The organism is Faecalicatena contorta (genome assembly GCF_021531995.1).
Lineage (GTDB): Bacteria > Bacillota > Clostridia > Lachnospirales > Lachnospiraceae > Dorea_A > Dorea_A contorta_A.
Genome location: NZ_JAFBIZ010000020.1, coordinates 1 through 20905 on the forward strand (window position 1 = coordinate 1; position 20905 = coordinate 20905).

At 44.0% G+C, this 20905-nt stretch carries 22 protein-coding genes and 1 pseudogene; 1 reads left to right on the forward strand and 22 read right to left on the reverse strand.

Annotation, left to right across the window (positions count from 1 at the left end):
• Positions 1 to 170 precede the first annotated feature (170 nt).
• Complete coding sequence (locus JQM82_RS04305) at positions 171 to 521, forward strand: helix-turn-helix transcriptional regulator (RefSeq protein ID WP_117818841.1); 351 nt, start codon at positions 171 to 173, stop codon at positions 519 to 521.
• A gap of 42 nt (positions 522 to 563) precedes the next feature.
• On the opposite strand, the gene JQM82_RS04310 is transcribed toward JQM82_RS04305, so the two are convergent.
• The 22 genes and pseudogenes from JQM82_RS04310 to JQM82_RS04410 all read right to left on the reverse strand — a co-directional run bounded on the left by JQM82_RS04310 (position 564) and on the right by JQM82_RS04410 (position 20876).
• The gene (locus JQM82_RS04310; protein ID WP_117818842.1) at positions 564 to 887 is read right to left on the reverse strand and encodes a DUF6664 family protein; all 324 of its coding nucleotides are present in this window, start codon (positions 885 to 887) and stop codon (positions 564 to 566) included.
• Between the two features lie 151 nt (positions 888 to 1038).
• The gene (locus JQM82_RS04315) at positions 1039 to 2220 is read right to left on the reverse strand and encodes a hypothetical protein (RefSeq protein ID WP_117818843.1); all 1182 of its coding nucleotides are present in this window, start codon (positions 2218 to 2220) and stop codon (positions 1039 to 1041) included.
• A 128-nt stretch (positions 2221 to 2348) separates the two neighbouring features.
• On the reverse strand, positions 2349 to 4058 hold the full coding sequence (locus JQM82_RS04320; RefSeq protein ID WP_235248804.1) for a CHAP domain-containing protein: 1710 nt from the start codon (positions 4056 to 4058) through the stop codon (positions 2349 to 2351).
• Between the two features lie 40 nt (positions 4059 to 4098).
• Positions 4099 to 4536, reverse strand: a pseudogene (locus JQM82_RS04325) (class B sortase); the annotation flags it as partial.
• Entirely contained in the window at positions 4449 to 5789 is a 1341-nt protein-coding gene (locus JQM82_RS04330) for a Cys-Gln thioester bond-forming surface protein (RefSeq protein WP_328284201.1), read from the reverse strand. The gene JQM82_RS04330 and the pseudogene JQM82_RS04325, both read right to left, overlap by 88 nt.
• Positions 5790 to 6074: 285 nt before the next feature.
• Positions 6075 to 7025: a ParB/RepB/Spo0J family partition protein gene (locus JQM82_RS04335; protein WP_055057186.1), complete on the reverse strand. Its 951-nt coding sequence runs from the start codon at positions 7023 to 7025 to the stop codon at positions 6075 to 6077.
• Positions 6982 to 7806, reverse strand: a complete 825-nt coding sequence (locus tag JQM82_RS04340; protein ID WP_008789315.1) for a ParA family protein — start codon at positions 7804 to 7806, stop codon at positions 6982 to 6984. The genes JQM82_RS04335 and JQM82_RS04340 overlap by 44 nt, the downstream gene beginning before the upstream one ends.
• Positions 7807 to 7976: 170 nt before the next feature.
• Positions 7977 to 8105: a hypothetical protein gene (locus tag JQM82_RS16190; RefSeq protein ID WP_255601781.1), complete on the reverse strand. Its 129-nt coding sequence runs from the start codon at positions 8103 to 8105 to the stop codon at positions 7977 to 7979.
• 234 nt (positions 8106 to 8339) lie between these two features.
• The gene (locus tag JQM82_RS04345; protein ID WP_235248806.1) at positions 8340 to 8519 is read right to left on the reverse strand and encodes a hypothetical protein; all 180 of its coding nucleotides are present in this window, start codon (positions 8517 to 8519) and stop codon (positions 8340 to 8342) included.
• Positions 8516 to 9901, reverse strand: a complete 1386-nt coding sequence (locus JQM82_RS04350) for a zinc-ribbon domain-containing protein (RefSeq protein WP_235248836.1) — start codon at positions 9899 to 9901, stop codon at positions 8516 to 8518. The genes JQM82_RS04345 and JQM82_RS04350 overlap by 4 nt, the downstream gene beginning before the upstream one ends.
• 148 nt (positions 9902 to 10049) lie before the next feature.
• Complete coding sequence (locus tag JQM82_RS04355; protein ID WP_118057620.1) at positions 10050 to 10655, reverse strand: helix-turn-helix domain-containing protein; 606 nt, start codon at positions 10653 to 10655, stop codon at positions 10050 to 10052.
• A gap of 333 nt (positions 10656 to 10988) precedes the next feature.
• Positions 10989 to 12932 (reverse strand): lysine--tRNA ligase, encoded by a 1944-nt coding sequence (gene lysS, locus JQM82_RS04360; RefSeq protein ID WP_235248807.1) that lies wholly within the window; start codon positions 12930 to 12932, stop codon positions 10989 to 10991.
• 81 nt (positions 12933 to 13013) lie between these two features.
• Complete coding sequence (greA, locus tag JQM82_RS04365; protein WP_235248808.1) at positions 13014 to 13496, reverse strand: transcription elongation factor GreA; 483 nt, start codon at positions 13494 to 13496, stop codon at positions 13014 to 13016.
• A gap of 296 nt (positions 13497 to 13792) precedes the next feature.
• On the reverse strand, positions 13793 to 14749 hold the full coding sequence (dusB, locus tag JQM82_RS04370; protein ID WP_235248809.1) for a tRNA dihydrouridine synthase DusB: 957 nt from the start codon (positions 14747 to 14749) through the stop codon (positions 13793 to 13795).
• A gap of 22 nt (positions 14750 to 14771) precedes the next feature.
• Positions 14772 to 15545, reverse strand: a complete 774-nt coding sequence (locus tag JQM82_RS04375; protein WP_235248810.1) for a type III pantothenate kinase — start codon at positions 15543 to 15545, stop codon at positions 14772 to 14774.
• A 10-nt stretch (positions 15546 to 15555) separates the two neighbouring features.
• Positions 15556 to 15906, reverse strand: a complete 351-nt coding sequence (locus tag JQM82_RS04380) for a DUF6145 family protein (protein ID WP_235248811.1) — start codon at positions 15904 to 15906, stop codon at positions 15556 to 15558.
• The gene (locus JQM82_RS04385; protein ID WP_235248813.1) at positions 15899 to 16879 is read right to left on the reverse strand and encodes a biotin--[acetyl-CoA-carboxylase] ligase; all 981 of its coding nucleotides are present in this window, start codon (positions 16877 to 16879) and stop codon (positions 15899 to 15901) included. The genes JQM82_RS04380 and JQM82_RS04385 overlap by 8 nt, the downstream gene beginning before the upstream one ends.
• Before the next feature lie 11 nt (positions 16880 to 16890).
• The gene (gene argF / locus JQM82_RS04390) at positions 16891 to 17883 is read right to left on the reverse strand and encodes an ornithine carbamoyltransferase (RefSeq protein WP_235248815.1); all 993 of its coding nucleotides are present in this window, start codon (positions 17881 to 17883) and stop codon (positions 16891 to 16893) included.
• A gap of 40 nt (positions 17884 to 17923) precedes the next feature.
• A complete protein-coding gene (locus JQM82_RS04395; protein WP_235248816.1) occupies positions 17924 to 18868 on the reverse strand; it encodes an SPFH domain-containing protein in 945 nt (314 codons plus the stop codon).
• Positions 18862 to 19305: an NfeD family protein gene (locus JQM82_RS04400; RefSeq protein ID WP_235248817.1), complete on the reverse strand. Its 444-nt coding sequence runs from the start codon at positions 19303 to 19305 to the stop codon at positions 18862 to 18864. The genes JQM82_RS04395 and JQM82_RS04400 overlap by 7 nt, the downstream gene beginning before the upstream one ends.
• A gap of 77 nt (positions 19306 to 19382) precedes the next feature.
• A complete protein-coding gene (locus JQM82_RS04405) occupies positions 19383 to 20180 on the reverse strand; it encodes a TrmH family RNA methyltransferase (RefSeq protein ID WP_235248818.1) in 798 nt (265 codons plus the stop codon).
• A 48-nt stretch (positions 20181 to 20228) separates the two neighbouring features.
• On the reverse strand, positions 20229 to 20876 hold the full coding sequence (locus JQM82_RS04410; protein ID WP_235248819.1) for a potassium channel family protein: 648 nt from the start codon (positions 20874 to 20876) through the stop codon (positions 20229 to 20231).
• Between the last annotated feature and the right edge of the window lie 29 nt (positions 20877 to 20905).

A 20905-nucleotide genomic window follows, 5' to 3' on the forward strand; every position in this document is an offset into this window, starting at 1 on the left:
CACAACTAAGTAAAAGTCAGCCGCCCGTTTTCGGGCGGCGAATCCACCATTATCTATGACAGGCAGTTAAGCAATCTGATGACAATTCGTGTGAGCAGTCTGGTGACAGCTCATGAAATCATTAACATAAAATATAATAGTAGGATTTTACAGACTAAGGTGGTGAGTTTATGGACGAAAGAAACAATGATTTTGACTTCGATTTTACCCCGATAGGGCAGGCAATCAAGAAAGTTCGAACAGCTAAGGGTATGACCAGAGAGCAGCTTGCTCGTATTGTAGATTATGACCCAAGACATCTTCAAGCGATTGAAAATGAGGGACAAAAGCCAAGTCTGGAGCTGTTCATTCAGCTTGTGACGATATTCGGTGTATCGGTTGATGAATACATATTCCCAGATAATGAGGTCAAGAAAAGTTCCGTCCGCAGACGCTTAGACGCAGAACTCGACAAACTAAATGATAAAGAGTTGCTCGTAATAGAAGCAACGGTCAGCGGTCTATGTAAGGCAAAAGAATAGGAGATATAAAGGCACGGATTTTTACACCGTGCCCTTTCTTCATTATATTGCTTTGATTTTTTTAAGATAAGCAACTGCATCTGTGTGTCCGCAAAAATAAATATGCAGACGTTCCATATCGCTCAATTTTCGGTTCAACTTAAAATACTGAACAAGAACTTCGTGTTCATCATTAGAAATATGGATTTCACCCTCTCCCTCTATAACATTTTCTATAAAAGGATACTTTTTCGTTAAGTCAGAAATCTGTTGCTGCAACTGAGCATATTCATTATTAGTATCATACAGATTCATTACAATTTTACTGTCAATTTCTGCAAAATCTCTTTCCAAACGGGATGGTAGGTCAAAATATGTTTTACTCACATCAGTCACCTCTAATCTTTTTCTTATATCATAACCATCATCTCGAATAATATCAAATGTGCGATTTTACATTTGATAAAAACGGCAGGCAAACAGGTTTATCTGTTACGCTCTGCCGCATTTACAATTATTTTTTATCTTAATTTATGCCTTATGCCAAAATTTCATTTAATAATCTTTGATACGAATCAGATAAAGATATTATCATTAACTTATACCAAGTCTCTCTTGTAAACTCGCCATTTTCAATGCACCATATTTTGTAATGCAAATCCCGTGTTTCTGTATATTGGTCAACAGGAATACCATTCTGACTATCCGCATATTTCTGCGAGTACACATTGCCGCTATATTGATTCTTTGTGTAGTCGATGTGTGTAAATACATCTTTATGAGGATAATACATTCCGTGTAGAAATGTTGTGATGACATAACCATTTGTCGAATCTCTGTATGGTAATGTTTCAATCTCTATATGCCAAAATTCTTCTCCGGTGTTTTGGTCGATTCCTTGCTTAACTACCATTAACAGTTTGTCCATTGTTTCTTCATCAATATGAACAGTAATGGTTTTCTTTCCATTGAGCTTGCTTCTATCAAAATTAAATTGCGGGCCACGAAATTTTGCAAACGCTGCACCAGTATAATCATAATATTCTGACTCAGGTACAGAAAGTCGTTCATCCAAACGGTACAGAATATCGCAATTCTTTGTTTCATCGTGTATAATCCTTGCAAATCCTACCATTGTATCTCTTGAATTTACTGGTGCTTTGTTCGTAAGGATATTATAATAATAACCTTTTCCATCAAAAATAAGTCCGTCCAACTTAAACACAGCACCATTCACTTTGGTTAATCCGTACTGATTGGTGGGATATGCAAAGACTTCTTCTTTGACGAACTCCCTAATATCTATTTTGGTTGGGGTTAAGTTATCGAATACAAAACATACTACCATTAGAGCGACTGCATCGAGATCTACTTCTTCTACAAATGGAGTTATTATTTTATATTTAGCAATGGCTGAATAATATGCTCCTGATGACAGTTCCGCTTTTGGCTTAAACCACGCTGTTGCAGCGAATAGAGCACAATTTGATTTATCGTTATCAATCATATATTTTACAAGGTCGTCAATATTCACTTCATATTCTTTAATGCTGTTTTTTATAACCTTCCCAAAGGGAATCATGAACGGGTCAATCTGTCCTATTTTCCTTTTTTGAGAAAAATATAATCCCATAAATTCACGAATAGCTAAACGCTTGTATGTAATACTTTTACATTCCTCTGTTCCAGCCATTTCCAAGAGAAAAAGTTCCGGCTCCATAATACATCTCCTACAGTATCAACTCATTTATTCATTATAGCATCTATTTATGACTTTTTCTATAATTTGACTCAAAACAAAAATCACGGCAGAGCCGAACAGTAAAACCGTCAGCTCTGCCGTCTTTTTTAATAGGCTGGTATCCCGTATCCGAAGATAACAGAACTTCCAACCGGATATGTTTTGGTTCTGCAAGTGTCGCCTGAGTTGCCCTCAACGGTATAGACTGTACCGTTTTCGCATTTCTGAACGATACCGGTGTGGTCTGTCACACCGTCGCCCTCCCAGTCAAAGAAGATAATTGTACCGGGCGAAGGCTCATACGAACCGTCTGCCCATTGTCCTCGGTCTCTGAACCATTGAACGCCGTTTACACAGCCGGCATATTTCGGAATAATACCGGCGTCGATATATCCGCACTCGTTGGCACACCAAGAAACAAAGCAGGCACACCACTCTACACGGGAGTCAAATCCGTACCAAGACCAGTAAGGCTGACCGCCTACATTACCTACCTGAGACAGAGCAACCGTTACGATTTGGTCGTCGCTGTATCCGATACCGTAAAGCACCTGAGACCATAGTTGATTGTTTTCGTCCTGCAACAGCTCGGCAAGATAATCTTTCTGCTCCTGATTAAAGCCGTACATAGCCGCCATTTCATCAACGGTCTTGTGCGATACCTTGATATACAGGAATGTTTCGGTTACTGTGGTTTCGGTCTGTACGATATTGCCGTGTCCGTCGTCGCTTTCTTCGATTTCGGTATGAGTTTTCGTTTCTGTTCGGGAAGAAATATCGTTCATCTCCCAAAAAATATCCGACAGTAGCTGCTTCTTGGTTTCATCAACCGTAGCAACCTCCATCGGATTGTCGGGGTCGGTATTCACTTTAACAGAATAGACCGCAAGAACATCTTTCCAAACAGCTCTGCTTCCGCTCATTTCAAGCACATCATAGCTTACAGAGTTCTTTTCCTGTTCCAATCGGTCATCATATTCTTGATTGATTTCCTGAACGACTGTCTGCATAGACATTCCCGTGCCGGAATCCTCTCCCGAAAAGAAGATACCGAACACAGAACCCGCAATTAAACCGACAAGGCATAGAACAATAATAACCACCACCGCAACCCAGCCGCCGGCAGCGATAGCGGCAATAAGACCTTTTACCGCCGCTATGATTGCTTTTACTGCGGCAACGGTGGCTTTGGCTGCGGCTTTAATCGTAGCGGCTGTTGCTTTGGCTGTGGCTTTTGCCGCCTGTGCTGCTTTCTGCGAAGCCTTAACTGTCGCCTGAGCTGTTTTCTGTGCCGCCTTAGCCGCTTGCTGACTTGTCTTTATTGCTGTCTTTGCAGTCTGTTCAGCCGTCTTAACTGATTTCTGTGCGGTCTTGGTTGCTTCTTTTCCGGCAAACTTAATGGTTTTCTTTCCGGAGGAAGTGGCAGACTGCTTTATGGTCTTTTCCGCCTTGTCAACAGTCTTAATCGCAGAGCTTGTGTTATGCGAAGCCTGTTTTCGTAAAGACTGCTCGGCTCGCTGCTGCTTGAAACGCTGAATACCGTCCTTTGCGGTGCGGATATTCTCTTTTGTGGTTTCAAATCCTTTTCGTCCCACCTTGTCAAACGCATAAGCACCATCGTGAACCACCTCATCAATACCGCTTTCCAGCTTATCGGAAGCGTATTCCTCGGCAGAGCTGCTGTTGGCATTTACCGACCGTTCTGCCTTTTCTTTTGTAGCGATATACGCCTGCTTCATTCGTTGGGTTGCAACGGCAGCCTTATCTATGGTTCGTATCGTACCTTTTGCATTGTCTTTCGTTTTAATATCAGCCATACAATCCCTCCTTCCTATGCAGGCTGAACCAACTGTTGCGTTATTCGTTAATGAGCTTAGCCACTACAACGAGTCTGCCGTTTGTCCGGGAATACTCACAGGTGGAAAGAGTTAAGAGCTTGTCGCCGTATTCAGCGGTTACGTCGGTATCGTAAAGCGACAGTTCCTTGCACTTCTCAACATAGGCTGTGAAATCCTCGTCGGTTTCCGCATTGATGAACTGATAGTATTTGAAACTTTCAGGACTGTCCGTATATACTACGGTTTTGAACACGGCAATTACTTCATAGGTCTGTCTGTCGGTCAGTGTATCAAAGGATATTGTTTTGTGCTTTTCCCAAAAGCTCTTGTCCTTAAATTTCATAAGACCGGCGAACATAGAGCCGTCGTTCATATGATGACCGTAGATAATGATATTGTCGCTTGGAAGCTCCATATCGCAGTTTTCCTGAACATAAGGACAGCCGTAGTCGGTGTATTGACCTTTGCAACCTGTCCTGCTACAACAGTAACCCTATGTGTTTCCTGCGGCTCGTACTTATCGTATGCCTGCTCGGTTACAGTATAGATACCCGGCATAAGATTATCAATCTGGAACTTACCGCCATTAGCTGTTGTAACTGTCTGATTGATACCGTTTCCAGTAATCGTGAAGTTGATACCGTCAACCTTGCCGTCCTCACTGGTCTTTACAATCTGACAAGAACCATAGCTGACTTTCATCTTCACAAAACCGTTGATACTGTCGCTTACTTCCTGAGCATAGCTGACAACATCCTGCACACTGGAGTTCTGACCATGTTTACCCTCTGACCATACAACCACACCTCTGCGGACTGCATTTTTCTTGGTTGCGGTAATGGTAAATTCCTTACTCGGTGCAGTATCCATAGAAACAGTAAGTTTGTTACCATTCACTGAAAAGCTCACTCCACTGATACTTGCCTTGAAATTATATTTGGACAGCACATTATTGGAATCTGTCAGAGTAGTTGTGTACTTGCTTCCGTTCCACTCAAGTTCTATTGTCTTTGCCGAACCGGATGATTTGTTACAAAAGCTTGGTATGGTCGCATGGTTCTGTACACTCTGTACCATACTGTTGTAATAACTGAAAATCTTATTGCGGAGCGGATGCTTTGCATTGATGACATCTTTCACATTGCTACAACCACTGGCTGCTACATGATTGAAGTTTGCATCACGCTCTCCGATAACAGTTTCCCAGATAAGAAGCTGTGTAGCATAAGCCTGTGCAATGCTGTTTGCTGCCGCTTCATTCTGTGACCTCCAAGATGTCGAGATTGTCCCACGGTAGCCATACTGTAAAATACGACCAACGAAAAGACGGATTTCATCTCCGGAAATAACCCCGTTGGCTGCAAGGTTATTAAAATAATTTTCGTCATACTTATTCATTGTCTGACCGACCTTGAGCGAAATTCCCGGCTCAATACAATAAGCAACATTGCCTGAGTATGAGCCAATAGCCTTAAGATTGGTAAAATTGGAACGTCCGGTATGCCAACCATTTTTCAAGGTCAAATTGCTGTGTCCCCATACCCCATCGTAATTAGCATCGCCATCACGAGGGAAATCGACCATATAAACATCGGCTTTTTCTCCCGAAGCAGCATATGCTGTTGTCGAGCCAATGCCTGCAAAAGTGGTCACACACATAAGGGTCGCCAAGAAAAGCGACGTGACTCTTTTGAATTTTGACTTTATCATTGCGTTTCCTCCTGTAAAAATTGAAAAACACACCGTATCTCTACGATGTGCCTTTGTGGATTTTCTCTTACGACAAGATTTACCTGCCGAAAAACAAATGCGGATTTTTCGTTAATTTTTCATTTTACCATACACCTCCAGTCCGTTCATACTGTGCGATTGCCCCTTAGAGATAGACATATACTTTGAGATAGTTATATTCAAGTGAGATAATATATATCATTTTCGGTAGGTAGAAGTATAACTAAGGGGTTAGAGTGCGAGAAAGGGGAACTGTAAATCAGGCTATCTGCTGTCACGCTCTGCACGGTTACGCAAGAACTTGTTGTAATGCTCCAATGCTTTGCAGACAAAATCCTCCGTCTGACTGACGGGAATGTTTTTCGGGATAAGCTGTCTTACTCTGTCGCCCCTCAACACGATTTTTTCCTTTTGATTCGGCTTTTCCTCAGACATAACAGCGTGGATTGCTTCTGTTGTAAGGTTGCCCTCGTTGAATAACTTTCGCATACGGATTGTCTGGTCGTGTGACGGGGTTGCGTCATTCAAGTCGATTTCGTCAACCACATCACGCTGGCAATCTTCATCAAGATAAGAAAGTTCTACGGCAGGACGCATTTTAATACGCCCCTCATCAACAAATTCAAGCAGTTCAGGAACAAGGTTTGTCAGACGAATATACCTGCGTATTTGTTCACGACTTTCCCCTACTTCTTCTCCAATACGAGAAACCGAAAGGGCATCTTTACCTGCCAACTTCTCCACCAGTGGTGTAGAAGTTAAATCTGTTCTTTGTCCCTGCCTTTTCATTGCTTCCAAACGCATTTTATAGGCAAAGGCTTTTTCACTCGGCAATATCTCTGACCTCTGGAAATTACTTTCAACCATTAAAATGGTCGCTTCATCTCTGTTCAGGTCTACAATCTCACTTCTCAGGGTTTCAAATCCTGCCAGTTCACAAGCTCGCTTTCGTCTGTGTCCTGAAACAAGTTCATATCTGCCGTCCTCTTTCTGCCTTACCGTTGCCGGAGTAATCACTCCTCTTTCCTTGACACTCTCCACAAGCTGCATCATATCTTCATCGTCCCTGACCTTAAACGGGTGGTCGGGAAAATCATCAATCAGCTCCAACGGAATATCTCGGATTTTTGAAAGCTGTTCTTCATCTCGCTGTGCCTGCGTGGTAAATAAATCATCGAGCTTCGTGAGAGTGAAGTCGCTCTTTCTTCCTGCCATCGGCTAACACCTCCTTTGTAAATTCAGCGTATGCCTTAGACACTGTGCTGTTTGGCTCATAAGCATAAATGCTTTTACCTTTGGAAGAAGTTTCAGCGGCTTTTACGGCAATCGGGATTTGTGTTCGATACATTCTTATCTGATTACCGAAATTCGCCCTGAGTGCTTCTACCGTACTCTTTGCAAGGTTTGTTCGGCTATCCACCAAAGTAAGCAGCATACCGTCTATCTTAATATCCGGATTGATATACTTCTTTACTTTTGAAATGGTCTGCACAAGCTGTGTCATACCCTTTGCAGGCAAATACTGAGCCTGAACCGGAATGATAACACTGTCTGCCGCCGATAAAGCATTGAGAGTAACCATACCAAGTGAAGGCATACAGTCTATAATTACATAATCATATCTGTTCTTCACTTGACTCAGATAGTTCTTGAGTGTAGTTTCTCTGCTCATTGCGTTCATAAGGTTAAATTCCATTGCTGAAAGCTCAAGGTTTGCCGGAACAAGGTCAACACCTTCTTCGTGGTGCAGGATACCAACCATAGGGTCTGTCATCGTTTCATTGATTACATCTGTGAGTTTCGTTGCAAGCGTGATACCCAAGCCGTCTGTATCCTGCCAACCAAGACAAGTCGTTAAATCTCCCTGCGGGTCTGCGTCAATAAGCAATACTTTCTTGCCCTGCATTGCAAGCCCGACTCCAAGATTAACTGTTGTGGTGGTTTTTCCGACTCCGCCTTTCTGGTTACATACGGAAATCGTTTTGCAGTTTGACACTTCTTTTTGCCCTCCTTTCTGAAAATTCATAGCCACCGCATTATGGCTATGTACCTGACCGACTCATTTCCTAATCGGTCATAGCAATATTTGTTCTCAACACCCCTTGCCAAGCAAAATGCTTATGGGAAGTCACTAAGGAACAGACTGCTTATCTGTATCATAGGATTCTAACCTCTGCCGGGTACTCCGCCAGCTCCGTAGAGAAGTATCATTATCATTCTGACTGTCATCGCCATATCAGGAGCAACCTGATACTCATAACCGGAGTTCTCGCTATTCTGAAATACAGAAATCACGGCGTACCTGCTAAAGTGGCTATCATCAGAAAGAAAGTCTTAGTGAATGACTTATTCAATTTTCAAGCGAAAAGGCTTCCGTTTTTGCTATCCGGAATGAACCCCTTCACTCATTTGGACAAAGGGGTATGAAATGCACACCCAAAATCTCCGCTTTTTCAAAAATTTTTTAAAAAATTTTTGAAATAAAAAAAGCCGCCTGCTCCTGTTAAGAAACAGACGGCAAAACACGTTCTAAATGTATTCAATTTTCAATTTCTTTTTCTTTGCTCCAAGCACTTTGCAGAGGACATCATCTACTGCGTCGGTGTATCGTCCCTGGGCTGCTAAATTGTTTTTCAGTTCAATGAGCGATTGTATCACTCGGCTTCGTTCTTCTTCATTTAAGTATAGATGATAGGCTTTCTCTCTCATTGGCTGTCCCTCCATCTTTCAAATGTATTTTTGATTATCTCCACATCTTCCTCGGTATCGGAAGAAATAAATATATGTACGCTCTGAAAAGCTTTCTTTAAATTATTGGCATAATCCAGTTCTGTGCCTTTCATCGGCAGCTTAATCAGCCTTATTCCTCTTTGCTTGCACATATATGCTTTCATTATTTCTAAATTCTCATCAGCACTTCCTGACTCAATAGCCAACTTTTCTGAAGGTATGTATGTTTCAAGCGGAACTCCAAGCAATCGGTCAGAACCAAGTTCTGCTTTCAAGCCTTTCTTATTAGAATAATAGCTGACAGCCAAAGCAGGAAATAATGACAAATACTCCTGCTCACAAATTCGACAGCCTTTCTTCAATATCGTTCTTTCATTTATCTTCATACTCCATGAATGACCGTGCCTGCATTTCCACCACGCTCTCTTTGCTGAAGTTCGTGATACCTCTGTCGGCTTCAATTTATTCTGTTCATAATCCCATTCACTGAGAAGCTGACTGTCCGTTGTCGCCAAATCATTATATCCGGCAAGGACTTCTCTCTCCGCACAAACGGGGCATACCGTCCCTTTCACACGGGCATTGATAACTGATTTCCACTCGTTACCGCATTTACTACACCTCCACCAGACATTTTTTTTCGCCTTTGCATTTACTTCATCAGGCTTCAATAGCAAGTTCTTCTCCGACCACTCCGAAGCAATTTCAGGGTGTGTTGTCTGCAAATCGTTAAACCCTTTCAGGAATATGTACCCACTGCAATACGGGCATTTACTGCCACCAGAACGAGTAGAAATAAGGGTGTTCCATTCTCTGCCGCAATCCTTACACTTCCACCAAGCCTTACGATTGGCAAAGACCGTAACCTGAGTTGGAAGTAACGGATAATTTCTGTCCGACCACTCGGCAGCTATATCCGGCAGAAACGTTGCAAGGTCATTAAATCCTGCCAACACTTTATTATGAGAGCAATACGGGCAACCCGTTTTATTTATTGTCCTGCTCTTAACGACAGCTTCCCACTCGTGACCTTTCTCGCATCTCCAAATCACTTTCTTATGAGAACCAATAGAAACCTCTGTCGGTTTTATCTTATTCTTTTTCGACCACTGCTTTACCAGTAGCGGCTCTAATGTCGCCAAATCGTTAATCCCTGCAATCACTCTCGCACCGGAACATATCGGGCATTTTTCTCCATTAGAACGAGCCTTAACGCTTGTCTGCCATTCGTGACCGCAAGCACCTCTCCACCATACTTTTTTATTTGAACCGAAAGTAATCTCATCAGGTTTAAGCGGTAAGTTCTTCTCTGACCACTCAGGAACAAGTTCCGGGTGTACTTCTGCTAAACTGTTATTCATAGCCAAACCTCAACCTCCTTGTGCTTAGAGTATATGAAGTTTTGGCTTTATCTTGTAGTTTGCGAATATTCATATAAATAGAAAAAGCCCTTTGAGAAAGGGATTTCTCCTCTCTCAAAGGGCAAGTTGGCAAACTGAAAGTTTCACCTTATCTGGTTAAAACATGTTTGCAATATTTTGTACATCCACATTTTGGACAAGTTAACTTTCTTTTGGTAATTGTATGAGGTCCCATAACATAGGATTTCATATCAGGAACAAATCGCTCCTTGCATTCAGGACATTCAAAGGCTCCTGCTTCTCTGTCTAATACACATGCAATAGCGATTCCCATTACCATTATTACAAATCCAATCCCCATCAATAGCACTCTGGTCCATACCTGCATTTCAAACATTCCCGCAACAACAAATAAAGGTACTGCTGCAACAATTACCAAAACACTAACCATTGCAGACATTATAATCTTCTTTTTACTCTCTTGAGCTTCTTTCACTAAATTCACCATATTTTCCTCCGCTTTCTTTTTATAATCCATCGCTTGCAATCTTTCACCAGATAGAAGTTCATTTACTGTAATTTCTAGTTCATTGCAAAGTGGAAGTAACAATGATACTTCTGGGAAACCATTACCCCTTTCCCATTTTGAGATTGTTTTATCGCTGATACTAAGCTTATCTGCCAATTCCCGTTGAGTATATTTTTTTGCTTTTCTTTCTTCAGCAATAAATTTACCTATCTTAATTTGGTCCATAGGTTCGTGTCCTCCTTTCTGGATTCATTGTATAAATTCCCACTGTTTATTTACACCCACGTAACGTAGAATATGGTGAGTTTTAGCGGTTTCTATGCTCCGTAGAGTTGTAATTTACTTAAAAAACTTCCGATTTATATTTCTGTTTGTTTTAAAAATGGGCAACTCCGATTGGAATTGCCCACTCATTGCACTAATTATGCGATTTTTTCTTGCTTGCACCGATTTCTGCATCAATTGATGTAAGTTTGATGTAAATCGCTGTTTTTTTAGTTTTTTATCAAATGAAGTACGTCCCGTCTATTTGGTAAAACGGTACATCTTTACATCATCTTAATAGAGCTTTGCACCTGCCGGAATGTGGTCATCTACCATCAGAAGATGAAGCTTTTCTTCGCCTTCTTCTTCGTGGATAGCACTGAGAAGCATACCACAAGAGTCAATGCCCATCATAGCTCTCGGTGGAAGATTTGTGATAGCAATAAGAGTCTTTCCAACCAGTTCTTCCGGCTCATAAAAGCTATGAATACCGCTTAAAATTGTTCTGTCTGTGCCTGTTCCGTCATCAAGAGTAAACTGTAACAGTTTCTTTGACTTCGGTACTGCAACACACTCTTTAACCTTTACTGCACGGAAATCTGACTTGCTGAATGTATCAAAATCAACAAATTCCTCAAATAAAGGCTCTACCTTTACCTTAGAAAAATCAATCTTTTCAGACTCAGTTTTTACATTTTTTTCAGGTGCTTCAGAAGCTGTATTATTTACATCATTTTTCTTATTTACACCATCTAAGGACTTCATTGTCGGGAAGAGCAATACATCTCTGATTGCTTCTGATCCGGTCAACAGCATACACATTCTGTCGATACCGAATCCGATTCCGCCTGTCGGCGGCATACCGATCTCCAGTGCGTTCAGGAAATCTTCATCCGTTGTATTAGCTTCATCGTTCCCCTGTGCAAGCTGTTCTTCCTGATCTTTGAAACGTTCTCTCTGGTCGATCGGGTCATTTAACTCAGAGTAAGCATTGGCCATCTCCCATCCGTTCATGAAGAACTCGAAACGTTCTACGTAATTCGGGTCTTCCGGTTTCTTCTTGGTCAGCGGAGAGATCTCAATCGGATGATCCATAACGAATGTCGGCTGGATCAGATGCTCTTCTGCAAATTCCTCGAAGAACAGGCTTAAGATATCGCCCTTCTTATGTCTCTCTTCATATTCTACATGATGCTCATCCGCAAGTGCTCTTGCCTGCTCCAGTGTCTCCACTTCATTCCAGTCAACACCGGCATATTTCTTAACGGCATCCACCATGGTAATTCTCTCGAATGGCTTTCCGAGGTCGATCTCAACCCCTTTATATACGATCTGTGTGGTACCGAGAACTTCCTGTGCCACATGGCGGTACAGATTCTCTGTCAGATCCATCATTCCGTTATAATCGGTATATGCCTGATACAGCTCCATCAGCGTAAATTCCGGATTGTGTCTGGTATCCAGGCCTTCGTTACGGAATACACGTCCAATCTCGTATACTCTCTCAAGACCGCCTACGATCAGTCTCTTTAAGTACAATTCCAAAGAGATACGAAGCTTAAAGTCTTCATTCAGTGCATTGAAATGTGTCTCGAACGGTCTTGCGGCAGCACCTCCGGCATTGCTTACCAGCATCGGAGTCTCTACCTCCAGGAAGCCCTGTCCGTCCAGGTATCTGCGGATTGCGCTGACGATCCTGGATCTCTTGATAAATGTATCTCTTGCCTCCGGATTCATGATCAGGTCTACGTATCTCTGACGGTAACGCATATCCGTATTGGTCAGTCCATGGTATTTCTCCGGAAGGATCTGAAGACTCTTGGAGAGCAATGTTACAGCAGATGCATGAATGGAGATTTCACCTGTCTTTGTCTTGAACACTTCACCTTCGATTCCAACGATGTCACCGATATCCATCTTCTTGAACTGTTTATAAGGCTCTTCTCCGATACTGTCTCTTGCAACATAAGACTGGATATTGCCGCTCTGATCAAGAATGTTGCAGAAAGAAGCTTTTCCCATCACACGCTTCTGCATGATACGTCCTGCCAGGGATACCTGTTTTCCTTCCAGCTCTTCAAAATTCTCTTTTACCTCTGCTGCATGAGCGGTTACATCATACTTTGTAATCTGAAATGGATCCTGTCCATTTGCCTGAAGGTCTGCCAGTTTCTCACGGCGAACCTTCCTTAACTGGTTAATATCTGGTTCTTGTCCTTTTTTCTGCTGTTCAGCCACTTTTCTCTTCTCCTTCCTTATTTGAATTCAGACCTCTCGAATGCGAGGGGCCTGAATGAATGTCTGACTGAGTGATAATGCTTACATACTGCGGCTGATGTGCAATACTTCGTATTCCATCACGCCTGCCTGTGTCTCAACCTCAACAGAATCTCCTACTTTTTTCCCGATCAGTGCCTGACCTACCGGAGATTCATTGGAGATCTTGCCTTCCAGGCTGTTCGCCTCTGTTGATCCAACAAGCTTGAATTCCATCTCTTCGTCAAATGTCTTATCATATACCTTTACGGTACATCCAACATTAATCTTGTCAAAATCTACTTCATCCTCTACAACTACTTCCGCATTCTTAAGGATTCCCTCAAGTTCTTCAATACGAGCCTCGATGTCACGCTGTTCGTCTTTCGCTGCATCGTACTCTGCATTCTCAGATAAATCGCCCTGCTCTCTTGCTTCTTTAATCTTCTGGGCAACCTCTTTACGCTTTACAACCTTCAGATTCTCAAGCTCATCTTCCAGTGCTTTCAAGCCTGCATACGTAAGTAATTTTTTCTTTGTTTCCATGTGTCCTGCTTCCTTTCTTTCCTTATAAAACTTTTCAGTTCTCAAAAAGCCCTCTTCATCTATCTGAAATATCCCCCTGCATGTCCGCTTTCACTGTCTGCTTTTTCGGTACATCCGGCCGCAAAGGAATCATAAAGATACTTTCACAATTTCATTATTATACATAATCGATCACAGCGTGTCAATCATTTTTCTCTTATTGCCCGCAATCAGTTTTTCCCTGTGATCGACAATTACAGGGAACTGTGATGATTGATTCAGTATATGTCAGATTGCTCTGTTTTATGAATCTTTTTCTATGACAATCTTTCATCCAAAAGCTGCTCCAGTTCTTCATAAGACTCCACCTGATTGATCTCATCCCGAAGCTTAGCAGATCCTTTCATGCCTTTTGTGTACCACGCCACATGCTTTCTCATCTCGCGGATGCCCAGATAATCACCTTTAAATTCGATCTGCAGTCTCGCATGCCGAAGCATGGTTCCCTTAATGAGTTCTTTGGATGGTCTTTGCGGAAGTATTCCGGTTCTGTCATACTCCACAAGCTCACGGAAAATCCAGGGGTTGCCCTGCGCGCCGCGCCCGATCATAATTCCGTCACACCCGGTCTGCTCCCGCATAGCAAGCGCCCGTTCTCCGGAAGTGACATCTCCGTTTCCGATGACCGGTATGGAGACCGCCTCCTTTACCCGGCGAATGATATCCCAGTCTGCTTTTCCGGAATAGTACTGTTCTCTCGTTCTCCCGTGAACGGCCACTGCCGATGCACCGGCTTCTTCGATTACCTTTGCCACCTCAACCGCATTGACATGATCCTCGTCAAATCCTTTCCGGATCTTGACCGTGACCGGCTTCTGAATCGCTTTTACCGTCTGACTTACGATCTCATAGATCAGCTTTGGATTCTTCATCAGCGCGGAACCCTCTCCGTTTTTGACAACTTTCGGAACCGGACATCCCATATTAATATCCAGGATCTGAAACGGAAGCTCTTCAATCTCCTTTGCCATCTCACTGATGATCTTCGGATCGGATCCGAACAATTGCAGAGACACCGGATATTCCTGGGGATGGATGGAAAGCAGAACTTTCGTATTCTTATTTTTATACTGCAGTGCTTTTGCACTGATCATTTCCATACAAAGAAGACCTGCTCCCTGCTCTTTGCAGAGCAGGCGGAACGGCAGGTCTGTGACTCCGGCCATCGGAGCCAGAATATATGGATTCTCCAGCTGTACATTTCCAATCTTCATGCTGTGTTGATCTCCTGATTCTCTATCTTCTCTTATTCTTCTCGTATATGATCCGCAGTCCCTTCAACGTAAGCTGAGAATCATAGATATCAATCACATCCGTCTCGGCTGCGATCATTTTTCCAAGGCCTCCGGTTGCCACAACCTTTGCATTGGTGTATCCGGATTCTTCCTTCATCTTATTGACAATATATTCCGTCTGTCCGATCTGTCCATACACAAGACCGGCCTGCATACTGGAGACCGTCTCCTTCGCCAGAATAGACGCTGGTTTCACAATCTCGATGGATGGAAGCATCGCTGCTTCTCCCCACAGAGCCTGTCCGGATGTCCGGATTCCCGGTGCAGTCACCCCTGCCTCAAACGTTCCGTCCGGACCCACAAGGTCATATGTGGTTGCTGTTCCGAAGTCCAGAACGATAACCGGTCCGCCATGCAGCGTATATGCACCTACTGCATCTACAATACGGTCAGATCCCACCTGCCTTGGATTCTCTGTCACGATACGAATCCCGGTCTTAATTCCGGCAGACACCACGATCGGCTTGACATCAAAATACTTGATGATCGCACTTCCCAGAGAATGCATGACTGCCGGAACTACGGACGCAATAATAACCGCCCCGATCTTTTTTGCGTCAATTCCCCGGCACTCCAATATTTCCTTAATCGCAATACCATATTCATCTGAGGTTCGTGCCATCTTCGTTGTCATTCGAAACGTTCCGCGAAGCGTCTCGCCTTCAAAAACCCCCAGTGTAATATTGGTATTTCCTACATCAATTACCAGAAGCATCTTGTTCCTCCTATTCCTCTGCCTGTTCTTCTTCCACATCTTCTCCCAGGAAGAAAACTCTGTAGTACAGCTGCAGCGCCTGCAGAAGATCCTGCTTTTCTCTCTGAAGCTCCTTGATCTTCAACTGACTTCCGATATCGTCAAACATCGGATCAAATTCTTCAGATGTCACTTCAAAGCAGAGTTCTCCGTCTTCTTCGTACACCAGTGTCAGAATTCCTCCCACATCATGTACATAAAGTACACACATGATCTTCAGTTCATTCTTAACCTCCTCCGGCAGCTGTTCAAAATCCGGATTCAGATAATATTTCTCTTCATAAGCATTTGCTCCACACAGAACGACTTTTCCATCATACATATCCATACACTCCTCTTACCGATACTTCTCCGGCGTATATCTCTTTTTCCTGTCCGTCTTCGGTCTTTACAATCAGCTCTCCGGTTCTGTTGATTCCCAGTGCATATGCCTCATATTCCTGTCCCGGTTCCAGTACCCGGACTTCCCTTCCCAGATTGACCAGCATTGCATTATATTGTTCCTGAAGACCAGAGAGATCTTCCGTCTCCATAAATACTTCGTAGAACTGTTCAAAACTTTTCATAACAGAAGCAATCAGTTCCGAACGTCTGAAAGATCTTCCCGTCTCTATCTTAAGCGAAGTAGCCGTATCACGTATTTCCTCCGGGAACGTCTCCTGATTCACATTGATTCCGTCACCAATAACCACATAGTTGATATAATCAATCTCCGTACTCATCTCTGTCAGAATCCCGCAGACTTTCTTTCCATTGATAATAACATCATTCGGCCACTTGATCTTTGTCTCAAGTCCCGTCACGCTGCGGATTCCTTCCGCCACCGCCATTGCCATAACCAGTGTCAGCTGCGGTGCCTTTGTCGGAAGAATATCCGGATACAGGAGAATCGTCATATAGATGCTGCTTCCGGCAGGAGATACCCAGGCGCGTCCTCTTCTTCCTTTTCCTGCCGCCTGCATATCAGCAACAAACAGTGTACCGTGCTCTGCTCCTTTTTCTCCATATGCTTTTGCCTGATTATTGGTGGAATCCGTCTCATCATAATAGACAATCTTCTTCCCTGCCCATGCAGTATTCAACAGGCTTTCAATCTCTGCTCCCGACATCACATCCGGACTGTCTATAAGGCGGTACCCTTTATTACGTACCGCCTCTATCTGATATCCCTCTTTTTTCAGTTGTTCGATCACCTTCCAGACTGCGGTGCGTGATACATGAAACTGTTCACACAGCTGCTGTCCGGATATGTAAGCATCCTGTTCTTTTAACAAACGTAATATCTCTGATTTCATATTTCTGCTTCTTATCTCTCTCCCAGAGTTGCGACCATCACAGCCTTAATGGTATGCATACGGTTCTCTGCCTCATCAAACACTTTAGACTGTGGAGACTCGAATACTTCATCCGTAACTTCCATATCATCCAGTCCGTATTTGTCATGTATCTGCTTTCCGATCTTTGTCTTAAGATCATGGAAAGACGGCAGACAATGCAAAAAGATTGCCTTTTCACCGGCATTGTCCATCACCTGTCTGGTTACCTTATATGGAGAAAGTTCACGGATACGTTCCTCCCACACTTCATCCGGTTCCCCCATGGATACCCACACATCCGTGTATACTACATCTGCATCTTTCGTACCGGTTTCAATATCTTCCGTCAGTGTGATTGTTGCACCGCTTTCTTTTGCATATTCCTGACAGGTTGCTACCAGTTCTTCATTCGGGAAGTAATTTGGAGAGGTACATGCCACAAAATGCATTCCCATCTTGGCACATGCGATCATCAGTGAATTACCCATATTGTATCTGGCATCGCCCATGTATACCAGCTTGATTCCTTTTAAGTATCCAAAATGTTCACGGATGGTCAGAAGATCTGCCAGCATCTGTGTCGGATGATATTCATTGGTCAGACCATTCCATACAGGAACGCCGGCATATTTTGCCAGTTCCTCCACGATCTCCTGACCGAATCCACGGTATTCGATTCCGTCATACATTCTTCCGAGCACTCTCGCCGTATCTTCGATACTTTCCTTTTTGCCAATCTGAGATCCAGTCGGATCCAGATAGGTTGTTCCCATTCCCATATCATGTGCTGCCACTTCAAAAGAACAGCGGGTTCTGGTACTTGTTTTTTCAAAGATCAGCGCAACATTCATTCCTCTGTACTTATCAATCAGAACACCATTTTTCTTTTTTTCTTTCAAATCTGCCGCCAGATCCAGAAGGTAGGTGATCTCCTCAGGAGTAAAGTCTTTCAGTGTCAGAAAATTTCTTCCTTTTAAATCCATCGCTTTGTCCTCTCTTCTTTCTTAATCTTTCATTATGGTTTTATCCTTCGTCCTTTGCGCCTGTTTCTGCCAGAGATTTTACGAGTCCCGCAATTCCCTGGATCTCAGACGGTATTATAATCTTGGTTGCTTTGCCGTCCGCCGCTTTTTCAAATGCCTCCAGACTCTTCATCGTAAGTACTGCTTCATCTGCCCCTGCTTCTTTCAGGAATCGAATACCATCCGCATTGGCCTTCTGCACCTTGAGGATCGCCTCCGCTTCACCTTCTGCCTCGCGGATCATGGCTTCCTTCTTCGCTTCCGCACGCAGGATTGCTGCCTGCTTTTCTGCTTCTGCATCCAGAATCGCAGATTCCTTCTGCCCTTCAGCCACAAGGATGGTCGACTTTTTCTCTCCCTCTGCCCGCAGGATCGCCTCTCTTCTTTCGCGTTCCGCCTTCATCTGTTTTTCCATGGCATCCTGAATAGCTGCAGGTGGAATAATATTCTTAAGTTCCACACGATTCACCTTGATGCCCCACGGATCTGTCGCCACATCCAGAGAAGCTCTCATCTTGGTATTGATCGTCTCTCTGGAAGTCAGCGTCTGATCCAGCTCCAGATCACCAATGATATTACGAAGCGTGGTTGCCGTCAGGTTTTCAATCGCCATGATCGGATTCGCAACACCATAGCAGAACATCTTCGGATCTGTGATCTGGTAAAATACGACCGTATCAATCCGCATCGTTACATTGTCTTTGGTAATCACCGGCTGTGGAGCAAAATCAACGACCTGCTCTTTTAAATCTACCTTTTTCGCCACACGATCAATGATCGGAAGTTTAAAATGGAGTCCGGTGCTCCAGGTTGCCTGATAGGCCCCCAGTCTCTCAATGACCAGCGCCTGTGCCTGTCTTACGATCTTAACACATGAGATCACAAGCTGAATTACGATCACCAATAATATGATTCCCAATACTTGTCCAATAATTCTTCCTAACATTCTCTCTCCTCTCTGGGCCTTACAATCAGCTTTACGCCCTGAATCCCATTGACAACGACTACCGTGTTCTTTGCAATCTTTCCATCCGGTTCGTCCATCTTTGCGGCCCATTCCTGACCTTTGATCTCCACCCGGCCTCTGGCCTCCAGTGTATCGATATCCTCAATCACCAGTGCACGCTGCCCGATCAGGCTCTCCGCATTGGTCTTAAGCCTCTCCTGGTTAAAATACTTTACTGCAAGCGGCCTCGTCAGAATCAGAAGAAGCGCTGATACCACTACGAACACAACCGTCTGCACGGTACCTCCAAATCCCAGAAGTCCCGCTGCCAGCGCCATCAGTGCGCCTCCGGCAAACCAGATTGTTGTCAGTCCCATTGTAATGATTTCAATCGCCAGCAAAACGATAAATATTGCCAGCCAATAGATCATCTTCATATTCTGTCCTCTCTTTTTCATCTTAGTATTGCTATTCTTTTATATTACTATACTCTATGAGAGAAATCAAATCTTACCTACAGCTCCCGCCCTCTCCTCTGACGCCCGGCCTCAAACATCAGGATGCTGGCGGCAATTGCCGCATTCAGGGATTCTACCTGTCCGCACATCGGAATTTTGATATATGAATCCGCCTCATCTGCGACCTCTCTTCGAAGCCCGTTTCCTTCATTGCCGATCAGAAACGCACAGGGTCTCCGGTAATCTTCCCTGTCATAATCCCGTGCACTCTCCAGATGTGCAGCGTACGTGCGTATCCCACGGGCTCTAAGGTTCTGAATCTCTTTCACCAGATCCTTCACATGCAGCAATGGCATACGGTATACAGAACCCATGGTAGAACGAATCGTCTTTGGATTGTATACATCCACGCATTCTTGATCCATAATGATTCCCGTAACCCCGGCTCCTTCCGCAGTTCTGAGAATCGTTCCCAGATTGCCCGGATCCTGCAGCCGGTCCAGCACCAGAATCAGCGGACATGTACCGCCCATGACCTCTTCCTCTGTATATTCCATCTGGCTGACCACACACAGGATCCCCTGCGGAGTCTTCGTATCTGACACGTATGCATATACCGTATCCGACAATTCCTCCGGTCGGATGCCGGACCTTCCAAGTACCTGTTCTATCACCGTTCTTTCCCTTTTGTAAAAGGACTCTGATACGTATACTTCCCTCAGCTGCCGAAGCGGCACTTCCCGGAACATACGGATTCCTTCTACAAGAAACACCTTTTCTTCATCTCTTGCCTTTCTCTTTTTCTTCAGATTCACCAGTCGCTTAATCCTGGCGTTTGAAGTGCTTGTAATCATGCAGCTTCCTCCCTCACATCAATCTATATCGCCTAAGTGCACCTGTCTTTACTTCTGAATCTCCTCCAGCATTTCATTGGAACCCACCAGAATCAGAACCATTCCTTTTTCCAGCTTTTCTGTCGGATCAAAATCGATCTTCACCTCTGCTCCGATTTCAATCCCCACTACGTTGATTCCGTATTTCCTTCGGATATCCAGTTCCTGCACCGATCTGCCGATCCACTTTGTCGGAACCGCAGTCTCTACCAGGCTGTAATCCGGCGACAAAGAAATCCAGTCCGTAAAGTCCGCAGACATCAAAGTCTTGGCAAGCCGGATCCCCATCTCCTTTTCCGGAAAGATAACTGCATCCGCACCGATTTTCTTCAGAACAGTCGCATGAAGATCATTCTTCGCCTTTGAGATCACATACGGTACCCCGATCTCCTTACATACCAGTGTAGCCATGATACTGGCCTCCATATTATCCGCAACCGCGACCACGACTCCGTCAAGGTTCCTCGCCCCAAGAGAACGGATCACTTCCGGTTCCCCAAAGTCCGCTTTCATCGCATAGGATACCCGATTCGCAACCGCTTCGATCCGCTCCATATCGTCATCCACAGCTACGACCTCACAGCCCAGTCCCTGCAATGCAACCGCCACACTTTCACCGAAGCTTCCCATTCCGAATACCGCATATTGTTTTTTCATATTTTACTCCTCCATCTATCCCATCTATC

Bases quoted from the DNA above. Each gene is read 5' to 3' on its own strand.
- greA (WP_235248808.1), bottom strand. From the start codon at position 13,496: ATGGAAACAAAGAAAAAATTACTTACGTATGCAGGCTTGAAAGCACTG.
- JQM82_RS04380 (WP_235248811.1), bottom strand. From the start codon at position 15,906: ATGTATGATGGAAAAGTCGTTCTGTGTGGAGCAAATGCTTATGAAGAG.
- JQM82_RS04405 (WP_235248818.1), bottom strand. From the start codon at position 20,180: ATGATTACAAGCACTTCAAACGCCAGGATTAAGCGACTGGTGAATCTG.
- JQM82_RS04375 (WP_235248810.1), bottom strand. From the start codon at position 15,545: ATGCTTCTGGTAATTGATGTAGGAAATACCAATATTACACTGGGGGTT.
- JQM82_RS04320 (WP_235248804.1), bottom strand. From the start codon at position 4,058: ATGGCTGATATTAAAACGAAAGACAATGCAAAAGGTACGATACGAACC.
- JQM82_RS04315 (WP_117818843.1), bottom strand. From the start codon at position 2,220: ATGGAGCCGGAACTTTTTCTCTTGGAAATGGCTGGAACAGAGGAATGT.
- JQM82_RS04355 (WP_118057620.1), bottom strand. From the start codon at position 10,655: ATGGACCAAATTAAGATAGGTAAATTTATTGCTGAAGAAAGAAAAGCA.
- JQM82_RS04385 (WP_235248813.1), bottom strand. From the start codon at position 16,879: ATGAAATCAGAGATATTACGTTTGTTAAAAGAACAGGATGCTTACATA.
- JQM82_RS04305 (WP_117818841.1), top strand. From the start codon at position 171: ATGGACGAAAGAAACAATGATTTTGACTTCGATTTTACCCCGATAGGG.
- JQM82_RS04410 (WP_235248819.1), bottom strand. From the start codon at position 20,876: ATGAAAAAACAATATGCGGTATTCGGAATGGGAAGCTTCGGTGAAAGT.
- JQM82_RS04345 (WP_235248806.1), bottom strand. From the start codon at position 8,519: ATGAGAGAGAAAGCCTATCATCTATACTTAAATGAAGAAGAACGAAGC.
- JQM82_RS04330 (WP_328284201.1), bottom strand. From the start codon at position 5,789: ATGATAAAGTCAAAATTCAAAAGAGTCACGTCGCTTTTCTTGGCGACC.
- JQM82_RS04350 (WP_235248836.1), bottom strand. From the start codon at position 9,901: ATGAATAACAGTTTAGCAGAAGTACACCCGGAACTTGTTCCTGAGTGG.
- argF (WP_235248815.1), bottom strand. From the start codon at position 17,883: ATGGATTTAAAAGGAAGAAATTTTCTGACACTGAAAGACTTTACTCCT.
- JQM82_RS04335 (WP_055057186.1), bottom strand. From the start codon at position 7,025: ATGGCAGGAAGAAAGAGCGACTTCACTCTCACGAAGCTCGATGATTTA.
- dusB (WP_235248809.1), bottom strand. From the start codon at position 14,749: ATGAAGATTGGAAATGTACAGCTGGAGAATCCATATATTCTGGCTCCG.
- JQM82_RS04395 (WP_235248816.1), bottom strand. From the start codon at position 18,868: ATGTTAGGAAGAATTATTGGACAAGTATTGGGAATCATATTATTGGTG.
- JQM82_RS04400 (WP_235248817.1), bottom strand. From the start codon at position 19,305: ATGAAGATGATCTATTGGCTGGCAATATTTATCGTTTTGCTGGCGATT.